This is a genomic window from Agrobacterium sp. 22-223-1, from assembly GCF_053522385.1.
Genome location: NZ_JBNWCN010000002.1, coordinates 648,827 through 668,102, shown reverse-complemented (window position 1 = coordinate 668,102; position 19,276 = coordinate 648,827). Strand labels below are relative to the sequence as shown.

18 protein-coding genes are annotated in these 19,276 nt (G+C 58.9%); 7 read left to right on the top strand and 11 right to left on the bottom strand.

From position 1 onward, the window contains the following. The first annotated feature begins 6 nt into the window (after nucleotides 1-6). From ACQZ60_RS15220 to pyk, 3 genes are read left to right on the top strand one after another with little or no spacing between them, the layout of a single operon-like run. Complete coding sequence (locus ACQZ60_RS15220) at nucleotides 7-1,095, top strand: tartrate dehydrogenase (protein WP_149622432.1); 1,089 nt, start codon at nucleotides 7-9, stop codon at nucleotides 1,093-1,095. Further along, nucleotides 1,092-2,360: a glycerate kinase type-2 family protein gene (locus tag ACQZ60_RS15215; RefSeq protein WP_149622431.1), complete on the top strand. Its 1,269-nt coding sequence runs from the start codon at nucleotides 1,092-1,094 to the stop codon at nucleotides 2,358-2,360. The genes ACQZ60_RS15220 and ACQZ60_RS15215 overlap by 4 nt, the downstream gene beginning before the upstream one ends. Nucleotides 2,361-2,367: 7 nt before the next feature. Further along, nucleotides 2,368-3,798 carry a pyruvate kinase gene (gene pyk, locus ACQZ60_RS15210; RefSeq protein WP_149622430.1) on the top strand — a complete coding sequence of 477 codons (1,431 nt, stop codon included), beginning with the start codon at nucleotides 2,368-2,370 and terminating at the stop codon, nucleotides 3,796-3,798. Here the strand turns inward: pyk and ACQZ60_RS15205 are convergent. Continuing rightward, on the bottom strand, nucleotides 3,795-4,538 hold the full coding sequence (locus tag ACQZ60_RS15205) for a GntR family transcriptional regulator (RefSeq protein ID WP_149622429.1): 744 nt from the start codon (nucleotides 4,536-4,538) through the stop codon (nucleotides 3,795-3,797). The two genes, pyk and ACQZ60_RS15205, sit on opposite strands and share 4 nt — an antisense overlap. A gap of 148 nt (nucleotides 4,539-4,686) precedes the next feature. Between ACQZ60_RS15205 and ACQZ60_RS15200 the strand changes: the two genes are divergently transcribed. From ACQZ60_RS15200 to ACQZ60_RS15185, 4 genes are all read left to right on the top strand, one after another. Then, nucleotides 4,687-5,655 (top strand): tripartite tricarboxylate transporter substrate binding protein BugD, encoded by a 969-nt coding sequence (locus ACQZ60_RS15200; RefSeq protein ID WP_149622428.1) that lies wholly within the window; start codon nucleotides 4,687-4,689, stop codon nucleotides 5,653-5,655. 113 nt (nucleotides 5,656-5,768) lie between these two features. Next, on the top strand, nucleotides 5,769-6,845 hold the full coding sequence (locus ACQZ60_RS15195; protein ID WP_149622427.1) for a tartrate dehydrogenase: 1,077 nt from the start codon (nucleotides 5,769-5,771) through the stop codon (nucleotides 6,843-6,845). Between the two features lie 30 nt (nucleotides 6,846-6,875). Continuing rightward, the gene (locus ACQZ60_RS15190) at nucleotides 6,876-7,346 is read left to right on the top strand and encodes a tripartite tricarboxylate transporter TctB family protein (RefSeq protein WP_149622426.1); all 471 of its coding nucleotides are present in this window, start codon (nucleotides 6,876-6,878) and stop codon (nucleotides 7,344-7,346) included. Between the two features lie 13 nt (nucleotides 7,347-7,359). Continuing rightward, nucleotides 7,360-8,865, top strand: a complete 1,506-nt coding sequence (locus ACQZ60_RS15185) for a tripartite tricarboxylate transporter permease (RefSeq protein WP_210247477.1) — start codon at nucleotides 7,360-7,362, stop codon at nucleotides 8,863-8,865. A gap of 188 nt (nucleotides 8,866-9,053) precedes the next feature. Here the strand turns inward: ACQZ60_RS15185 and ACQZ60_RS15180 are convergent, their stop codons facing one another. The 10 genes from ACQZ60_RS15180 to mhpA all read right to left on the bottom strand — a co-directional run bounded on the left by ACQZ60_RS15180 (nucleotide 9,054) and on the right by mhpA (nucleotide 19,240). Then, nucleotides 9,054-10,274: a methyl-accepting chemotaxis protein gene (locus ACQZ60_RS15180; protein ID WP_236760049.1), complete on the bottom strand. Its 1,221-nt coding sequence runs from the start codon at nucleotides 10,272-10,274 to the stop codon at nucleotides 9,054-9,056. After that, complete coding sequence (locus ACQZ60_RS15175; RefSeq protein WP_236760050.1) at nucleotides 10,198-10,812, bottom strand: hypothetical protein; 615 nt, start codon at nucleotides 10,810-10,812, stop codon at nucleotides 10,198-10,200. The genes ACQZ60_RS15180 and ACQZ60_RS15175 overlap by 77 nt, the downstream gene beginning before the upstream one ends. A gap of 108 nt (nucleotides 10,813-10,920) precedes the next feature. Further along, entirely contained in the window at nucleotides 10,921-11,277 is a 357-nt protein-coding gene (locus ACQZ60_RS15170; RefSeq protein ID WP_149622424.1) for a hypothetical protein, read from the bottom strand. A 479-nt stretch (nucleotides 11,278-11,756) separates the two neighbouring features. Next, nucleotides 11,757-12,401 (bottom strand): 3-oxoacid CoA-transferase subunit B, encoded by a 645-nt coding sequence (locus ACQZ60_RS15165; RefSeq protein ID WP_425624132.1) that lies wholly within the window; start codon nucleotides 12,399-12,401, stop codon nucleotides 11,757-11,759. 1 nt (nucleotide 12,402) lies between these two features. After that, on the bottom strand, nucleotides 12,403-13,119 hold the full coding sequence (locus tag ACQZ60_RS15160; RefSeq protein ID WP_149622422.1) for a CoA transferase subunit A: 717 nt from the start codon (nucleotides 13,117-13,119) through the stop codon (nucleotides 12,403-12,405). A gap of 183 nt (nucleotides 13,120-13,302) precedes the next feature. Then, on the bottom strand, nucleotides 13,303-14,748 hold the full coding sequence (locus ACQZ60_RS15155) for an aldehyde dehydrogenase (protein ID WP_149622421.1): 1,446 nt from the start codon (nucleotides 14,746-14,748) through the stop codon (nucleotides 13,303-13,305). Nucleotides 14,749-14,759: 11 nt separating this feature from the next. Then, complete coding sequence (locus ACQZ60_RS15150) at nucleotides 14,760-15,608, bottom strand: fumarylacetoacetate hydrolase family protein (RefSeq protein WP_149622420.1); 849 nt, start codon at nucleotides 15,606-15,608, stop codon at nucleotides 14,760-14,762. Nucleotides 15,609-15,621: 13 nt separating this feature from the next. Then, nucleotides 15,622-16,515 (bottom strand): acetoacetate decarboxylase family protein, encoded by an 894-nt coding sequence (locus ACQZ60_RS15145; RefSeq protein WP_153315413.1) that lies wholly within the window; start codon nucleotides 16,513-16,515, stop codon nucleotides 15,622-15,624. 36 nt (nucleotides 16,516-16,551) lie between these two features. Then, nucleotides 16,552-17,706, bottom strand: a complete 1,155-nt coding sequence (locus tag ACQZ60_RS15140) for an MFS transporter (RefSeq protein ID WP_174057911.1) — start codon at nucleotides 17,704-17,706, stop codon at nucleotides 16,552-16,554. Continuing rightward, nucleotides 17,684-19,240 carry a bifunctional 3-(3-hydroxy-phenyl)propionate/3-hydroxycinnamic acid hydroxylase MhpA gene (gene mhpA / locus ACQZ60_RS15135; RefSeq protein ID WP_149622418.1) on the bottom strand — a complete coding sequence of 519 codons (1,557 nt, stop codon included), beginning with the start codon at nucleotides 19,238-19,240 and terminating at the stop codon, nucleotides 17,684-17,686. Before mhpA ends, ACQZ60_RS15140 begins: the two co-directional genes overlap by 23 nt. Nucleotides 19,241-19,276: the final 36 nt, after the last annotated feature.

Sequence of the window (19,276 nt, the reverse complement as noted above, 5' to 3'; positions counted from 1 at the left end):
AACATTATGCGTGAATACAAGATAGCTGCCATTCCTGCGGATGGCATCGGGCCGGAAGTGATTGCTGCGGGTCTTCAGGTTCTCGAAGCGCTGGAAAAGCGCAGCGGTGACTTCAAGATCCACTCGGAAACCTTCGACTGGGGCTCTGACTACTATAAGAAGCACGGCGTGATGATGCCGGCGGACGGGCTGGAAACGCTCAAGAAATTCGATGCAATCTATTTCGGCGCTGTGGGTGCGCCGGATGTGCCCGACCACATCACCTTGTGGGGCCTGCGTTTGCCGATCTGCCAGGGGTTCGACCAGTATGCGAATGTGCGCCCAACCAAGATCCTGCCGGGCATCACCCCGCCGCTGCGCAATTGCGGCCCGGGTGATCTCGACTGGGTTATCGTGCGCGAAAATTCTGAAGGCGAGTACTCCGGCCATGGCGGGCGCGCCCACAAGGGCCTGCCGGAAGAAGTCGGCACGGAAGTGGCGATCTTCACCCGCGTCGGGGTCACCCGCATCATGCGCTATGCATTCAAGCTGGCTCAATCGCGCCCGCGCAAACTGCTCACCGTCGTCACAAAGTCGAACGCACAACGTCACGGCATGGTCATGTGGGACGAGATCGCCGCCGAGGTGTCGAAGGAATTCCCGGACGTCACCTGGGACAAGATGCTGGTGGACGCGATGACCGTGCGCATGACGCTGAACCCGAAGAGCCTCGATACGATCGTTGCCACAAACCTGCATGCCGACATCCTGTCGGACCTTGCCGGCGCGCTGGCAGGCTCGCTCGGCGTCGCCCCGACCGGCAACATCGATCCGGAACGCCGCTTCCCGTCGATGTTCGAGCCGATCCACGGCTCGGCCTTCGACATCACCGGCAAGGGCATCGCAAACCCCATCGCCACCTTCTGGACGGCAGCCCAGATGCTCGAGCATCTCGGTGAAAAGGATGCCGCCGCGCGGCTCATGACTGCGGTCGAACGCGTCACAGAAGCCGGCATCCTCACACCAGACGTCGGAGGCAAGGCCAATACGCAGCAGGTCACCGACGCCGTCTGCGAGGCTATCGCAGGGTCCAATATTCTGGTTGCCGCAGAATGATCTGGAACGATGCGTCCGCCTGCGATGTGCTGCGTCGAATCTTCGACGCAGCGGTTGCGAGCGCCGATCCGGCCAAGGTGGTCGCATCCCACCTGCCGGAACGGCCCAAGGGCCGCTGCGTCGTCATCGGCGCCGGCAAAGCCTCGGCCGCAATGGCCGCGGCTCTCGATACCGCCTGGAGTGATGTGGATCTCACCGGAATCGTCGTAACCCGTTACGGCCACGCCGTACCCGCCGGGCGTATCGAAATCATCGAAGCATCCCATCCGGTTCCTGATGAGATGAGCGTCGAGGCAGCAACCCGCATCATGGCAGCTGTGAGCGGCCTCGGATCAGACGATCTGGTGATTGCCCTGATCTCCGGCGGCGGATCCTCGCTTCTTGTTTCCCCTGCCGGACGCATGACGCTCGATGACAAGAAGACGGTCAACAGGGTACTTCTGGCAAGCGGCGCCACGATCTCCGAAATGAACACCGTGCGTAGACAGCTTTCCGGGATCAAGGGTGGCCGCCTCGCACAGGCTGCCTATCCAGCCCGTGTCGTCAGCCTGGTCATCTCCGATGTGCCGGGTGACGGCCCATCCGAAATCGCTTCCGGCCCCACGGTCGCAAACCCGACGACCGTGGATGACGCCAGGGAAATCGTCAGTCGATATCGGCTGAACCTTCCCGAGACAGCCGTTGAGGTCCTGGCTAATGGCGGTGCAGCCGCAGGTCGGGACAACCGGAATTCTGAGGTCAGGATGATCGCCTCACCAGGCATGGCGCTTTTTGCCGCAGCACAAACCGCCCGCTCTTACGGACTGACGTCCCTGATTCTTGGTGATGCGCTACAGGGGGAAGCAAGAGAAGTTGGAACCGTATTTGCCGGGATCGCGCTATCTGCGAGGCAGAATGGCAACCCGATTGCCGGTCCGGCAGTCATCCTGTCCGGCGGCGAGACCTCTGTCTCGCTTCCGCCTGACGCCACTGGTCGCGGCGGGCGCAACACCGAGTTCCTGCTAAGTCTCGCCATTGGCCTGAATGAAGCAGACGGCATCTGGGCAATCGCGGGCGATACGGACGGGATAGACGGTGTCGAGGACGCCGCCGGAGCCATCGTTACGCCGACAACCTTGTCCCGCCTGCGCCAGGCCGGCATCACACCGCGCGCGGCCCTTTCGGGCCACGATAGCTACACCGCGTTCAAGGCGATCGATGACCTCGTGGTCACCGGGCCGACGCTTACCAATGTCAACGACATTCGTGCCATCCTGATTGGATAGAAACACCATGTTCATTCGCAGCAATCGCAGGGCCAAGATCGTCGCAACGGTCGGGCCCGCCTCCAACTCGCCCGAAATTCTGAAGGCGCTTTTCAATGCAGGCGTCGATACCTTCCGGCTCAACTTCAGCCACGGAAACCGCGACGATCATGCCGCTGTCTATCGCCATATCCGGGCGATGGAGAAGGAATTAGACACGGCGATCGGCATACTGCAGGATCTCCAGGGACCGAAGATCCGTATTGGCATACTGGGGGATGGGCGTCTCGACCTCCAGAAGGGCGCTGCAATCCGCTTCGTCTGCAGCACAGAGCCCGGCAAGGGCCTGATGGATATCCCGCTCCCCCATCGCGAGATTTTTGCAGCCGTCAAACCGGGCGATGATCTGCTGATCGATGACGGCCGGGTGCGGGTACGCACCATTAGCATCGATGACGAGCATCTCGATGCAGAGGTGATTGTCGGTGGCCCGATTTCCAACCGCAAGGGTGTCAATGTCCCGGGCGCGGTACTCGACATATCGCCGCTGACCACAAAGGACCGAAAAGACCTCGAGTTCGGCCTTGAGCTTGGGGTCGACTGGGTCGCGCTTTCATTTGTCCAGAAAGCGCGTGACATGATCGAGGCACGTTCGCTAGTCAGCAACCGCGCCGGGCTCGTCGCCAAGATCGAGAAGCCATCTGCGCTGGACGAGATCGACGATATCGTCGCACTTTCGGATGCGATCATGGTTGCACGGGGCGATCTGGGCGTCGAAATCCCGCCCGAAGACGTCCCCGGCAAGCAGAAGGAGATCATCCGCGCATGCCGGATGGCGGCAAAGCCGGTGATCGTCGCAACGCAGATGCTGGATTCCATGGTTTCGGCGCCGACCCCGACACGGGCAGAGGCTTCGGATGTCGCCGGCGCAATATACGACGGCGCGGACGCAGTGATGCTGTCGGCAGAATCTGCCACCGGTTCCTATCCGATCGAAACTGTAGAGATGATGGACCGCATCATAGAAAAGACCGAGAAGCACAAGCTCTACCGTCCGATTATGGAAGCAACCGAGCCGGAGATCGCACAGTCGCCGCCGCATGCGGTAGCGACCGCAGCAGCAAACGTGGCTGTGGCAGTCAAGGCGCCTGTAATCGTCGCCTATACCGCAAGCGGAACGACCGCAGCAAGAATATCGCGGGCGCGCCCTGCTTTGCCAATCATGGCGCTGACGCCTTCTGAACAGGTGGCTCGGCAACTCAGCCTCTTCTGGGGTGTCGTCGGCTTGCGTTCGCAAGATATCGTCACTTACGAACAATCTATCCAGCGGGCTGAGCAGGCAGCAATCGATACAGACCTTGCCAGAGCGAATGACCTGATCGTCGTCGTGACCGGCTTTCCTTTCTCCCAATCTGGAAGCACCAACAACCTCCGCGTTGCTCAAATCGGCAAATGCTAGAGATTCCGCAGGTTTAACTTTGCGATTAGGGGGACGAGAGCGTCGTGCGCGTGCTGGCGGTGTGATCGTGCGGCGCGACTGGCGGCTTCCGCGTCCCCTTTGTCAATCGCCTGGATTATCTCCCAGTGCTCATCTGAAGAGTGGATTGGAAGGGGACGTAAATTGAGAGTGAACATTCGGGCGCGATGCAGTTGATCCGCAACCGTGCCGGCCATACGCATGAGACGTCGATTGCCACTCCTGGCAACCAACTCCTCATGAAATCGCTCGTCAGCTGCCGCCCAAGCCTCCAGATCATTCTCCGCCAGTGCCCCGACCATTGAGGCGGTCGCTGATTGCAGTATCTGCACGACAGGGGTTCGTTCTTTCATTTGTAACTGTGCGAGGCGTGCTGCTGCTGCTCCCTCCAGAGCGATAATCACTTCATAGATTTCCTCAATGTCAGCAGGCGACAGCGCACAGATAATGATACCCTTTTTGGGAAGGATACGAACCAGCCCGTCTTCCTGAAGCCGTGCCATGGCCTCGTGGACCGGGGTTCTGCTCATTCCCAATTGACGGGCAATCTCGATCTCCGCCGCCTGGTACCCGGGAGGAAAGACATTCGACCGAATTGCCTCCTTGATCGCACTGTAAGCAGCGGTCACGCGACCGGCGCCCGCCGTATCAACGCCACTGTCTGGGGCGTCCTGAGGCACATCTCGCGGAATCACGCCGGCGACATCGTTTGCTGTAATCATAACGAACCTTCGATTATTCAGCATCCTTTATAGTGACGATCGAGCCAATTGACAAACACGGATACTTCGATACATTCCATCTTGCATGCAAGTAAGCATGGAACAGAGTGTGGAGGCACTCTGGCGCGCACTTGAGGAGGAAGTCGCGATGAAGAAAATGCTTGTGGCGCTCACAGGCGCCCTTCTGGCAACGTCGAGCGTTCTGGCCCACGCCCAGGAGAACTATCCAGAAAAGCCGATTACCATCATGGTCCCCGCTGCGGCGGGCGGCCCCAGCGACACGGTCGCCCGACTTGTCGCTCAATCCATGTCGAAATCTCTTGGACAGCAGGTTCTCGTGGAAAATATGGGCGGAGCCGGCGGCTCGCTCGGAGCGGCGACCGTGGCTCAGGCAGATCCAGACGGATATCGCCTTCTGCTCTACCACATCGGCGTCGCGACCTTCGCGGCTCTCTATCCGAAGCTGACGTACAAGCCGATTGAAGATTTCTCGAGCATCGGGCTGATCACCGAAGTGCCGATGACGATCGTCGGCAGGAAAAATTTCGAGCCGAAGACATTTGCCGAACTCGTAGCCTACGTGAAGAAGAGTGGCCCTCAGGTGACGTTCGGAACGGCAGGAACCGGCGCGGTTTCCGATCTATGTGGACGTCTTATTCAGGACGCGCTCGGCACCAAGATCACGCTTGTCCCCTACAAGGGCATGGGACCGGCAATGACCGATCTCATCGGCGGACGCATCGATCTGGCATGCGACCAGACGACCAATACGGTGCAACAGATCAAGGCAAACGAAGTTCATGCCTATGCCGTAACGACGAAGGCACGAATAGACGTACTGCCCGATGTCCCCACGGTTGCCGAAGGCGGCATCCAGAATTTTGAACTGAGCGCCTGGCATGCACTTTGGGCACCGAAGAATACGCCCGAGCCTATTCGCAACAAGCTGGCCGAGGCGCTTCGGGGCACCCTCAAGGATCCCGTAGTTATCGAACGGTTCGCAAGTCTCGGAACGTCGCCGGTTTCGCCGGATCTCGCAACGCCTGCGGCCCTCGATCAAAAGTTCAAGGCCGAAGTAGATCGCCTTACGAAACTGGTCAGCGAGACGGGAAAATAAGGCATCCCGCTGGCGGGTCCCTGCAAGGGATCGGCGGAACGAACGTTCCGGGCGACCATTTGCCGTGTCCTTTTGGACACGGCTTGCTCTCAATCGATGTTTCGAGGTTTCTTATGCGTGAATACAAGATAGCTGCCATTCCTGCGGATGGCATCGGGCCGGAAGTGATTGCTGCGGGTCTTCAGGTTCTCGAAGCGCTGGAAAAGCGCAGCGGTGACTTCAAGATCCACTCGGAAACCTTCGACTGGGGCTCTGACTACTATAAGAAGCACGGCGTGATGATGCCGGCGGACGGGCTGGAAACGCTCAAGAAATTCGATGCAATCTATTTCGGCGCTGTGGGTGCGCCGGATGTGCCCGACCACATCACCTTGTGGGGCCTGCGTTTGCCGATCTGCCAGGGGTTCGACCAGTATGCGAATGTGCGCCCAACCAAGATCCTGCCGGGCATCACCCCGCCGCTGCGCAATTGCGGCCCGGGTGATCTCGACTGGGTTATCGTGCGCGAAAATTCTGAAGGCGAGTACTCCGGCCATGGCGGGCGCGCCCACAAGGGCCTGCCGGAAGAAGTCGGCACGGAAGTGGCGATCTTCACCCGCGTCGGGGTCACCCGCATCATGCGCTATGCATTCAAGCTGGCTCAATCGCGCCCGCGCAAACTGCTCACCGTCGTCACAAAGTCGAACGCACAACGTCACGGCATGGTCATGTGGGACGAGATCGCCGCCGAGGTGTCGAAGGAATTCCCGGACGTCACCTGGGACAAGATGCTGGTGGACGCGATGACCGTGCGCATGACGCTGAACCCGAAGAGCCTCGATACGATCGTTGCCACAAACCTGCATGCCGACATCCTGTCGGACCTTGCCGGCGCGCTGGCAGGCTCGCTCGGCGTCGCCCCGACCGGCAACATCGATCCGGAACGCCGCTTCCCGTCGATGTTCGAGCCGATCCACGGCTCGGCCTTCGACATCACCGGCAAGGGCATCGCAAACCCCATCGCCACCTTCTGGACGGCAGCCCAGATGCTCGAGCATCTCGGTGAAAAGGATGCCGCCGCGCGGCTCATGACTGCGGTCGAACGCGTCACAGAAGCCGGCATCCTCACACCAGACGTCGGAGGCAAGGCCAATACGCAGCAGGTCACCGACGCCGTCTGCGAGGCTATCGCAGGGTCCAATATCCTCTGACAGTTCGTGTCGAGGTTCGGGAGGGAAAAAATGGAAGACTCGTCGGTCAAGTACAGCCGCCACAACGTGATTGCGGGCGGTATATTCATCGGGATCGCGGCCCTCTTCATCGTGCAGAGTTCGAGTTACGACTTCGGAACCGCGCTGCAGATGGGCCCGGGCTTTTTTCCGATCGTGCTGGCCGTGACACTTTCCATATTTGGAATGCTGATCCTGATCGATGGATTGCGCAAGCCGCCGGAGCCAGTCGATGGCGCCGTGCCCTGGCGCGGTCTCATCCTCGTGTGCCTGGCGCTTGCGGTCTTTGGCGCCGGGGCTCGTTCTCTAGGGCTCATTCCGGTCGTTTTCCTTTGTACCTTCATGGCGGCCCAAGCCTCGCGGAAGAACGCGCCTCTGTCCGCCCTGGTCAGCGCGTTCGTCATGTCCGTCCTGTGCTACGTGATCTTCAAGATCGGTCTTGCCGTATCGCTGCCGACCTTCGGTCCGGCTCTCGGCTTCTGAGGTGGCTTCTATGATAGATCTGTTTTCCAATCTCGCGCTTGGCTTCGAAACGGCGATGACGCCTGTCAATATCGTCTGGTGCTTTGTCGGCGTGCTGCTTGGCACACTGGTTGGTGTGTTGCCCGGCATCGGGCCGACTGCGACGATTGCCATGCTGCTGCCGATAACCTTCACGTTCTCGCCCGTGACATCGCTCATCATGTTATCCGGCATTTATTATGGCGCTCAGTACGGCGGATCGACGACGGCGATCCTCATCAATCTGCCGGGGGAAAGTTCCTCGGCGGTGACCGCCATCGACGGTTATCAGATGGCAAGGAAAGGACGGGCGGGTCAGGCTTTGGCCACGGCAGCCCTTGGGTCTTTTTTCGCGGGATGCGTGGCAACCATGCTGCTGGCGATTGCTGCGCCGCCTCTTGCCGCGGTCGCACTTGAATTCGGCGCGCCGGAATATTTCGCGCTGATCGTTCTCGGCCTTCTGGTATCGATCTCTCTTGCTCATGGTTCTGTGCTAAAGGCGCTAGGGATGATCATCGTCGGCCTGTTGCTGGGCACCGTCGGGCAGGACATCTACACCGGCGAAGAACGCTTCACCTTCGGATATCTGGAACTGTCGCAAGGCATCAACTTCGTCTCGATCGCCGTTGGCGTATTCGGCGTTGCAGAAATCTTCCGCAATCTGCAGCACGAGTACACGCGTGAAGTGGGTGTAAATAAAGTGACTAATCTGTGGCTTAGCAAACAGGACTTCCGCCGAATCGCGGGTCCGGTCTTGAGAGGCACTGCGCTCGGCTCGATCCTGGGCGTCCTCCCCGGCGGCGGACATGTGCTCGCCTCGTTCGCCAGCTATTCTGCGGAAAAGAACCTCTCCAAGACGCCGGAAGAGTTCGGTCATGGCGCAATCGAAGGCGTGGCCGGTCCAGAAAGCGCCAATAACGCTGCCGCCCAGACGTCGTTCATCCCGCTACTCACTCTCGGCATCCCTGCACATCCCGTCATGGCCCTGATCGTGGGAGCCTTTATTCTTCAGGGGATCACGCCCGGCCCTGATGTGATCAATAGTCAGCCCGCCCTGTTCTGGGGCATTATCGCGTCCATGTGGGTCGGCAACCTGTTGCTTGTCATCCTCAATCTCCCGCTTATCGGGTTATGGGTGAAAATGCTGACGATCCCCTATCGAATGCTATTCCCGGCGATTGTCATCTTTGCCTCGATCGGCTGCTATTCGATTAACAACAACCCGTTCGATGTCTACGCCATCATTGCTTCTGGCGTTCTCGGATATGTCCTCATCCGCGTCGGCTGCGAACCGGCGCCGCTACTGCTCGGCTTCGTGCTTGGACCGCTGCTTGAGGAACACTTACGCAGGGCCATGATCATCTCGCGCGGTGATCCGACGGTATTTGTCACAAACCCCATTGCCGCCTCTCTTCTGGCGATAGGGCTGCTGTGCGTGATTGCCGCCTTGCTACCATCCATCCGTTCGAAGCGCGACCAAGTATTCGTTGAGGACGATTGAGCAGACGGTTCGATCAGCCGCTTTGGCCAACATTGCGAACATCTTCGCCACCAAGAAAGACATAGTTAAGGCTCGTGAGATCGCCGCCGAAACAATAAAAGAAGCTGGTCAGCTGAGTGGCAATGACATTTGATCAGCCCCCGGTGCCGACCGACCCTGAGGAAGGGGATTGCCATCAGGCGTGAAGCTCAAGCCGCCTGACGATTTCTTTCCGCAGAGCTCCCGGAGGTTCGAAAGTTGGAAAGCAACTGCGCCAGCTTCTCTGACTCTTGCGCAAGGCCGAAGCTCGCGGCATTCATCTCTTCGACCATGGCTGCGTTCTGTTGCGTCGCCTGGTCCATGTGGTTTACTGCCGAGTTGATCTCCTTCAACCCTGACGCCTGCTCCCTGGCGGCTATGCTGATCGCGTCCATATGTTGGTTGATCGCCTGGATGAGATCGACGATATCGGCCAGCCCTCCGCCTGTCTCCCTGACAAGTTTGACGCCTTCCGAAACGGCCGCTTCAGAGTTAGCGATAAGGGTCTTTATCTCCTTGGCTGCGTGCGCGGAACGTTGGGCGAGTTCGCGGACCTCCTGCGCTACGACGGCAAAGCCCTTGCCTGCCTCGCCGGCTCGGGCAGCTTCGACCCCGGCGTTCAAGGCAAGGAGATTGGTCTGGAAGGCGATCTCATCGATGACGCTGATGATCTGAATGATCTGCCTGGATGACTGCTCGATCCGTCCCATGGCCTCGACGGCGTTTCCGACCACTTCACCGGAATGATCGGCCTTTTTCCGTGCGCCCTGAACCAGATCGCGAGCCTCGGAAGTGCGGACGGACGCTGTCTGGACGTTCACTGTAATCTCTTCCAACGCAGCCACAGTTTCTTCCAGTGAGGCCGCCTGGCTCTCCGTTCGCTTCGCAAGATCGTTCGATGCGCCAGAGATTTCGCTGGAACCTCCATGAACGTTGCCGGACGAATCGGCAACAGCCATCAACACCTCCCTCAGTTGAGCAACGGACGAGTTGAAATCCATTCTCAGTGCTTCGAACTGGGGCGCGAGCTCCTCCTTGATCTCGCAAAGCATATCTCCCGACGCTAATTTTCTGAGCCCTTTGGCCAGCGCGCCGGTGGCGTTGTTAAGGCGGACTTCCGCTTCGGCCGCGGCGCGCTCTTCGATGGCCAGACGCTCGGCTTCCGCTCTGCGGCTGTTCTCTATCGCTTCTGCTTCAAGTTCGGCGTTTCGGATGGCGGCCTGCCGGAAAACCTCGACCGACCGCGCCATGCCGCCGATCTCGTCGGTCCTTTTTCCACCCGGAACGGTCACGTCGCGGTTCCCCTGCGCTAGGCTATTCATGCACCCAGTTAGGTGGGTGATGGGGATGGTGACGCGCCGGATGACGATGAACATTCCGACGATCGTCATGGCGATCGCGCCCAGCAGGATGGCCAGGTATGACGCAACACCCACGAGAGCGGATTGCGCCAGGCTCTGCCTTTTCATCAAGAAGTTTCATCGCCACCAGGGCAACATCCGCAACGCTGGCCTGGCCCTTGCTGCTCGCAGGCAGCCAGTCCTTCAGGTCGACCATCGCGCTGCGACCGTCAGCGAGATCCACATGCATCGAGTTAACAAGGTCCCAAAGCGGACCCTTGAAATAGGTGTTTTCCGCCGTGTTGAAGCTGTCCTTCAGAGAGCGGTCGGTCGTGGGATGATCGACAAGATTGCGAACTTGATCCCAGTTCGCGAAGGATCGGCCGTTCTGCATCATCAACGTTACAAGATCGTCTTGAGCGAGAGGCTGTTGAGTGGTAGCCGCCTTGTTCAGAACGATGGAAGCCGCACCAACGGCTGCGCGAGTAGCCCAAGCCCCGGCGCGGATCTGCAACAGATCGACAAGTTTGTTGTCTAGCGAGCGTATATTGCTCTCGGTGATGGCAGAGGCAATCTCAAGCTCTTTCAAGAATTCCTGGCCGAAGCTCGTATAGGCTTTACCAACAGCCTGATCCCGCTGAGCGAGCTCGGTAACGAACTGCGTATCGGCGCGTTTGCGGAGGGTTTCGTTTTCTCCCTAGAAATAGTTGATCTTCTTCAAGGAACCGGCGAGTTCGGCCGACTGTATCGCAGCTCCAGCCATTCTGAGAGCCGTCATTCCCTGATCGACCATTGCGCGATCGACCGGGACATCCTGAAGTCGGGCGCGTCCTTGCTCAAGCGTCGCCTCGAGAATCGTCACGCTGTGACCCCGCTCCAGACGGTAACCAAGAAGGATGTCAAAAACCGCGCGGTTGACGGCTGTATAGGCTGACACGGTGCTGTAGGTGCGGAAACTGGAATAGGAAGCGTTCAGCGCGCTGCCACAAAGTATACACAGTGCAAGGCTGAATAGTAAAAACACCATTGTGAGAACGTTCCTGATCGACAGCATGAATACCCCCCAATTCGTCAGTGGTACAGCTTAGCTTCGAAACGATAAGACTGTGCTAACACGTTAGCCGAAGTATTCGCACACCGGTGGATCTCCGCCTGGCACTATCTCAAGGCACGGAGCATTCGGCGTCTAAACGTTGATGGGACCTAGCCACGTTGGGGTGTGGGCCTCGAAGAAATGGAGCTCGACGTATGGAGGTTCAGCTGATCTCCACTACCTGAGCGACGACACCAGATCGCAGCTCTGGAGCTTGAATCGCGAGTTGCGACTTAGTTTTCGAACGGAAGACATCCGGCTGCTGCGTTTGGTTTGCGTTGGCGGCTTTTATCAAACCAGGACATGATTTATCTCCAGCCGAAAGCTATTTTTCTCAGTCCCGGCCACATATGATCATGCGGACGCCGCCGCATATATAGCCGCAAGACGATTCCGAAAATCTTTGGCGCCGAGTAAACCTGCGGATATGAACGGTGCTGCTAAGTGAGGCGAACGTGGAACGACGGGGGCGTTTTTGATCGAATTTCGGCCAGGGACACATCGTGTGCCAACTCGATAAGGCACATCCCCGCTGTACCCTTTCGATCGATTTCGAAGACGCCGAGATCGGTGATAACCAGATCGGCAACCCGACGCCCTGTGAGCGGGAGCGTGCATTCCTCCAGAAGCTTGGGCACCCCACCAGCCTGATGTTCCATTAATACGATCACGCGCTTGACGCCGGCAACGAGATCCATGGCGCCACCCATGCCCTTCACCATCTTGCCCGGAATCATCCAATTGGCAAGATCGCCCCTTTCGGACACTTGCATTGCACCAAGGATAGACAGGTCGATATGACCGCCCCGGATCATTGCAAAGCTCTCAGCCGACGAAAAGTAACTACTTTTTGGGACCTCTGTGATGGTTTGTTTGCCGGCATTGATCAAATCGGCATCTTCTTCTCCATCGATGGGAAACGGCCCCATCCCAAGCATTCCGTTCTCGCTCTGGAGCGTCACCCGCACCCCTTGCGGTATGAAGTTTGCGACCAGTGTGGGTATACCGATCCCAAGATTCACGTAAAAGCCGTCTTTCAGTTCACGCGCGGCTCGCGCAGCCATCTGTTCGCGGGTCCACGCCATGTCAGGCAACCTCCTTGTGCGATTTGGGCCGAACGGTCCGTTGTTCGATCCGCTTTTCAGGATTCGGCACCTGCAGTACCCTCCGTACGTAGATGCCGGGTGTATGGACGCCGTCGGGATCAATAGTCCCCGCAGGCACAAGGTGCTCAACCTGCGCAATGGTCACTTTAGCCGCGGTCGCCATCACGGGATTGAAATTCCTCGCGGTTTTTCGATAGACGAGGTTACCTTCGGTATCCCCTTTGAACGCATGGATGATAGCGAGGTCCGCGGTCAGGCTGGTTTCCAAAATATACTCGGCATCGCCGAACATCCGCGTTTCCTTGCCTTCAGCAACAACCGTTCCAACGCCTGTCTTCGTGTAAAACCCAGGAATTCCGGCACCGCCTGCTCGAATCCGTTCGGCCAAGGTTCCTTGGGGGTTGAATTCGAGTTCGAGTGCGCCGGACAGGAACTGTGCGGCAAACAGCTTGTTCTCGCCGACATAGGAAGAAATCATCTTTCGGATTTGACCGCTTTCCAGCAAGATGCCGAGTCCGAAATTGTCGATGCCGGCATTGTTCGAGATAACTGTGAGGTCCTTCACGCCCGACTGACGTATTGCCTCGATAAGAACGGTGGGAATACCGCAGACACCGAAGCCGCCGGCCAGAATTGTCATTCCATCGAACAACGTATCGGCCAGAGCTTCCTGTGGATTTACAACGACTTTTTTCATCTCCCTCTCCGGATCTGGGCGGTACCTTTGCGAACGAAACAACGTCATAGCGGGTGGCTTGGGTCCGGCTCAGCGACCTCTCGGTCACCAAGCCGTCCCGGTCGGCCGGCAAATAGTCCGGCAGCCTGCGCGATGCGGGCCAGGCACCGGCCGAGCAAACACGTGGAATGCGGTCTGGCTTAATTAGAATGGATAGCCTTGCTTCGGATCTTCGATGGTGATCCACCGAAGATCCGTGAACTCCGAGATCGCGGCTTTGCCACCGAACCGTCCCCAGCCTGATTCCTTGACGCCGCCGAAAGGCATCTGCGGCTCATCGGCAACTGTAGGTCCGTTGATATGGCAAATGCCGGATTTTATGCGCGCCGCGATTCTCAAGCCGGCCGTGACATCGTTCGTATAGAGCGAAGCGGCAAGACCATATTCGGTGTCGTTTGCGATTGCGACAGCTTCCTCCACATCCTTCACACGGATGATCGGTTTGACCGGTCCGAAGGACTCCTCGCTATATATGCGCATCGCCGGTGTGACATGATCGAGGACAGTCGCTTCGACCACGGCCCCATTCCGCCTGCCGCCAGCGACGATTTTGGCGCCCTTGTCCAAAGCGTCCGCAATAATTGCGTCCATCTTCAACGCAGCCTCGAGACTCACCAACGCCCCCAAAACATTCGGGCCATTGGGGTCACCCGCGGGCAGTTTATCGGCTTTCTCAGCGAGCGCCTTCGTGAACTGGTCAGCGATGCTTTCAACGACGATTATGCGCTCCGTCGACATGCATATCTGGCCCATGTTCATAAAAGCCCCGAACGCCGCCCCATTGACCGCAGCCTCGACATCCGCATCGTCAAGCACGATGAATGGGGCCTTGCCACCAAGTTCCAGCAAGCAAGGCTTGAGCTCCTCCGCGCACAGCTTTGCGATGATCCGGCCGACGCGCGTCGAACCCGTGAAATTCACTCTCTTCACCTCCGGCGCCCGAACAAGCGCTTCGACGACGCGGGCGGCATCCTCGGGAGCATTCGTTATGACATTCACGACACCTGCAGGAATTCCTGCATCATTCAGCACCTCACCGATCATCCGATGGGTTCGGGGGCACATCTCGGATGCCTTGAGAACCACCGTATTGCCGCAGGCCAAAGGCGTGGCGATTGCGCGCGTACCAAGAATGACCGGGGCATTCCAGGGAGCGATGCCAACACACACTCCAACTGCCTGGCGGACAGCCATTGCCATGCTGCCGGGCTTCTCGCTGGGGATGATTTCCCCGGTAATCTGGGTCGTCATTGATGCCGCCTCTCGCAGCATCTTCGCAGCAACGGCAACGTTGAAGGAGCCCCAAGGTCCAGTCGCACCCGTTTCCTCGGTGGTAGCCGCGATGAAATCACCGGAGCGCTGCTCCATAAGGTCCGCCGCCTTGAGAAGGAGCTTTCGTCGCTCATGCGGACCTTTTGCAGACCAAGCAGGAAAGGCCCCGTGTGCGGCGCGCACCACGGCGATCGCGTCTTCCGGTGAGCCGGCGGCTACAACTGAAGCGACCTCGTTATTATAGGGGTTAAGCCGCTGGAACGTCTTGTTTTGTGACGCGAGCACGCTGCTTCCGGAAATCAAAAGATCTACGTTCATGTCGTTTCTCCTCATTCGGCGACAAAGTGGTTTTCGATTGCACCGAGGCCGCTCACCTCCACTCGCACGACGTCCCCCGGCTTCATGAACGTTTCTGTCGCAATTCCCACGTTCGACGGCGTTCCGGTTGCGATGATATCGCCCGGTTCGAGGGTCATCACGGTTGAGAGGTAGGAGATCTGATCCCAGATGTTGTAGATCATGTCGCCAGTCGAGGTCCGCTGGCGCTCTTCACCATTGAGGGAGAGCGTAAGGGTCAAATTGTGAGGATCGGCGATCTCGTCGTCGGTGGTGATCCACGGCCCGATCGGACCGTGCGTGTCGAAGCTCTTGCCGAGCGTATAGGTGGGCGAGCGGAACTGCCAGTCACGCGCCGTGACGTCGTTCGCGACGAAATAGCCTGCAATAACGGACCGGGCGTCCTCGCGGCTGACATGCCGGCACCGTCTTCCGATGACGAAACCCAGTTCGGCCTCGTAATCGACTTTTTCGGAGACGTTCGGGATCACAATGTCGTCGAAGGGCCCATTGATGCAGGTGACCTGCTTGTTGAACCAGAGCTGCGACTTCGGCGTCGCGATCCCTGCGGCGGCAGCCTCCTCCGCATGAGCCTTGTAGTTCATCCCGATGGCCAGAAACTTGCGGGGATCATCGATCGGCGCAAGCAAACGTACTTCGGATAGCTGGAAACAGGGCGCATTCACGGACTGAATGGCAGATCGCAGTTCGTGCAACCTTTCGATCAAGAGCTTCATGGAGCCATTCAGGTCTGGCGCGACATTCGTGAGATCGAAGACATAGTCGCCTTCGACCCTCCCGAGCCTGGTTTTTCCTTCGACCGCAAATCTGGCGAGTTTCATATCTTTTTCCTGTTTACTCTGTCGCCGGTTCGACCGGCCGGATGCTGTTTACGGATACACCGATGCCAGGGCCCGAAAAGGCGACCATCTCGGTTCTGACGATTTCGAGACATGGGAGGTCTGCAATGGTGTTGACGATGTGAAAGGTAGTCGGGAGCTGCTCGAACGTGGCGCGGTGCCAATTGAAGCTGCCGTTGGCCCTCCACCGCTTGAAGTCGTAGCCCTCGAAACTGATGGCGTCGGGACGCCCTTCGCCTGGCCGCGGCGCCGGTGTGGTGACATAGGCGACGTCGGCGCCACCCCCCTTGCGCGGGTTCGTGCGGGGCACATATTTATAGTACATGGCCGCGCCACCGCCCGAACCGGGCAGGCTCGGGGGGGCATCATCCTCCACCATATCCGTGAGCGCGATATCGAAGAACTTGAAGCCGAACCAGGACGTCTCGCATGAAGCCGTACCCTTTTCGCGGTCCCAGGCAATTTCGGGCATGTCGCAAAAGAGTTTCGGGAAGCCCATCTCGTCGCGGCCGGTCAGGATCGCCTCAGGTTGGCCCTCCCAGATCACCGGGCAGAAAGAGCCATCAAGGGTCTCGGTTTTACCCTGATAAGTAACCGGAAAATCAAGCGACAGAATTCCGTAACCTCGACCGGCAAGCCAGTAGAGGTTCTTGAACCAGGCGCAGGAAACGCTGAGCAGTGGTTCGCCTCGCAAGCTCATGCCAGGCGGAAGAAGAGCCGCCAGCTTCTCGGGGTCGGTGCGATATGTGATCGCCATCCACTCCGCATTCATCGTGCCGGTTTCTTCCAGTGACCACATGCCGCCGCCGGGCCTTTGGCGGGGACCTACCGCCGGCCCGAAAACGACAGGCATTCGGTAGCGATGATCGGGGTTTGGTGTGAAGCCCATGTTTTGATCTCCTTGAAAGCGTCTAGGCAGCAAATGTCACGTTGTCCCGGCCTGCTGGATCACGCGCGTGGACAGACGGGCCCGGGCGAACAGCGCCACGGTCACGCAGGCGACCACGGCGGCCGTTAGGCCAATGGCATGGTAGCCGATCACATCCGACAGGACGCCACCCAGGAGAGGCGCGATCGCAGAGCCCGCCATCGTCATTGCAGGCGTAGCGGCCGCAGCCCGAGCGGAGGGATCGACCTTGGCGAGGAAGCCAAACAGAAATGTGTGGGTGAAGATCATAACCGCAGCGAAGAAGAGCGACGGCACTGCATACAGCAGGAAATCGTTCGACCCGGTGATGAGAACGGAAAGAAGAGCCTGAACGGCGGCGCCGGCAATGCCAACTACAAGCGGCGGTAACCGCTTCTGGAGCGCGGCGGCGATCAATGCCGGGAACATATTGACGATCCCGATCGACAGGAGGACTGTCTGAACCTCTCCCTCGCCGTAGCCCCTCGCCATGCCGATCCTTTCCACATAGGAAAAGGTCAGGGCCTGGACGAAGTTCATCAGCATCACTCCAATGGTTACAAGCCAAGCGGCGGCAGGGATGCGAGCGGCCGTATAGTGCTGGACTTCCGTCCCCGCCTGCTGCCTGGGGAAGAATATCGACGTCACGAGCGCCGCCGTTCCCATGATCGCGGCAAGGATCATAAAAAAGGTTGGAGGCCCGCTTTGGGCGATGACCGCTGGCGCGGTCCCGAGAAATACGAGCGCGAAGACGCCGAATCCGGCCGAGCCGAGCGCAAAGATCCGCAAAGGATTGGCCGTCCGTCCCATTGTTCCATGCGTTGACGAAAGCGCCGCTCCCGTGGCCATACCGGCAAGGGCATGCAGGACGAGGAACGTTCCGAACCCCGGCGGAAGCTGTGACATCAAAACGAAGCAGACTGCACTTGCGCCGTAGCCACCCGGCGCCAGCAAATGGCCGGGGAGTTTGTGGAACATTCGCGCTACTCCGAGGCTTGCCAGCACGACGCCGAGCAGGAATGCGGTAACCAGTCCGCCCGCATGCGTGTTCCCGAACCCGAAGCCGGCCGAGAGCGTCCCCACCCATACTGGCAAGGCCGCAAGATCGATCATCCCGGCGATATGCCCAAATATCAGTGCGACGGTGGCGCTATGCGACTTCATTGAGAACATGCTCTCTTCCCCCCAACATGCCTTCAACGGTCTCAAGCAAGGTATCGATCTCATCGGTATTGGCAGCGGTGCCGAAAGCGTAAAAATCCGGTCGCGCGAGGTAGGCGACAGCACCACGGCTATCGAGCCAGTGAGTGAGGCGCCCGTTGATATCCCGCCAGCCGGCTTCGCCGAGAAAGATTTGGCGGATGCCAAGTCTTTCCAGTCGCCCGTCATCGACCGCAATGCGTGTGACCAAGACCAAATCCCGGCCGACCAGATCATCGAGACGAACCCGAATATCGCCGCGCGCCAGATCGTCATGCGGGAGAAGTTCACCGGCGCCGCCGATGGGCTTACCATCACCGTCTCGCGCTATGATGCCACCGGACAACGGCGGGAAAGCCGGCGGTGGCGGCAGGTTTCCGGCAAAAAAGGCCTCATCCCTGCGGCGAGCTGCTTCGGGATCGGGGACGCAGATCACCTGTCCCATCGCCATCGAGATTCTGATGACGGCGTCCACATGGGGAGAACGCTCGGCCTCGTAGGTGTCGAGCAGGTTTTCTGGCGCGGAACCGTCGAGGACCCGGTTGAGCTTCCAACCGAGATTCCAAACATCGCGCAATCCGGCGCACATGCCTTGCCCCATGAAGGGTGGCATGAGATGGGCGGCATCACCGGCAATCAGCATCCGGCCCTTCCGCCAGCCACCCGCAAGCAGCGAGCGGAATCGATAGCTCGCGCTGCGGATGAGCTCGCCGTCTTCTTGTGAAAGCCATGGGGATAAAAGTTCCCAAACCCTGTCGGGTTCGCACATCTGCGTGGGCGTTTCGTCGGAGCGAAGCATGAATTCCCAGCGCCTGTTGCGCACACCGCTTGGCACGATCGTGGTGGGGCGTGCCGGGTTGCACCACTGAGCCGCATTGGGAATGGAGAGCTTGTCCGGATCGTGTGGCCTGACGTCGACGACGAGCCAGGATTCATCGAACCCATGGTCGATAACGGATACATCCATCATCTTGCGTACGAAGCTGTTGGCTCCGTCGCAGCCAACCAGATAGCGGCCGGTCAGCATTCGTGTTTCTGAATGATCGATGGTCAGGGTCTGCGCGTCGAATCGGGCCAGCTCGACCTCAATATGATCATCTGCGTCGTGTGCTGCGACGGCCTCCATGCCGAGGTGATAGGAGATCCCGTCGCGGTGCAGAAGATCCTCGTGAAGGATCTGTTCAAGGTCGGGCTGGTTGAACGTATATCCGGTCGGGCCGCCGGAGATCGATTCTCGGGTCTCGTCGATATCGATCAACGCTTTCCAGTCTTCATTGTACCAGACGTAATGACCCATCTCCCGGGAGATGGCGGCGACTTCACTGGATATGCCAAGAGCGTGGAAAATGCGCTTTATCTCGTGGTCGTAGCCGATCGCACGCGGCAACGGATAGGCCTGCGGCCAGCGCTCCACGACCGCCACAGTGTGCCCGACGTCGACAAGCTGCCGGGCAAGTACCTTGCCTGTCGGTCCATAGCCGATAATGATGACATCGTATTCTGTCATGACTTTCCTCCCTCAACCGCACATGAACAACCGGCG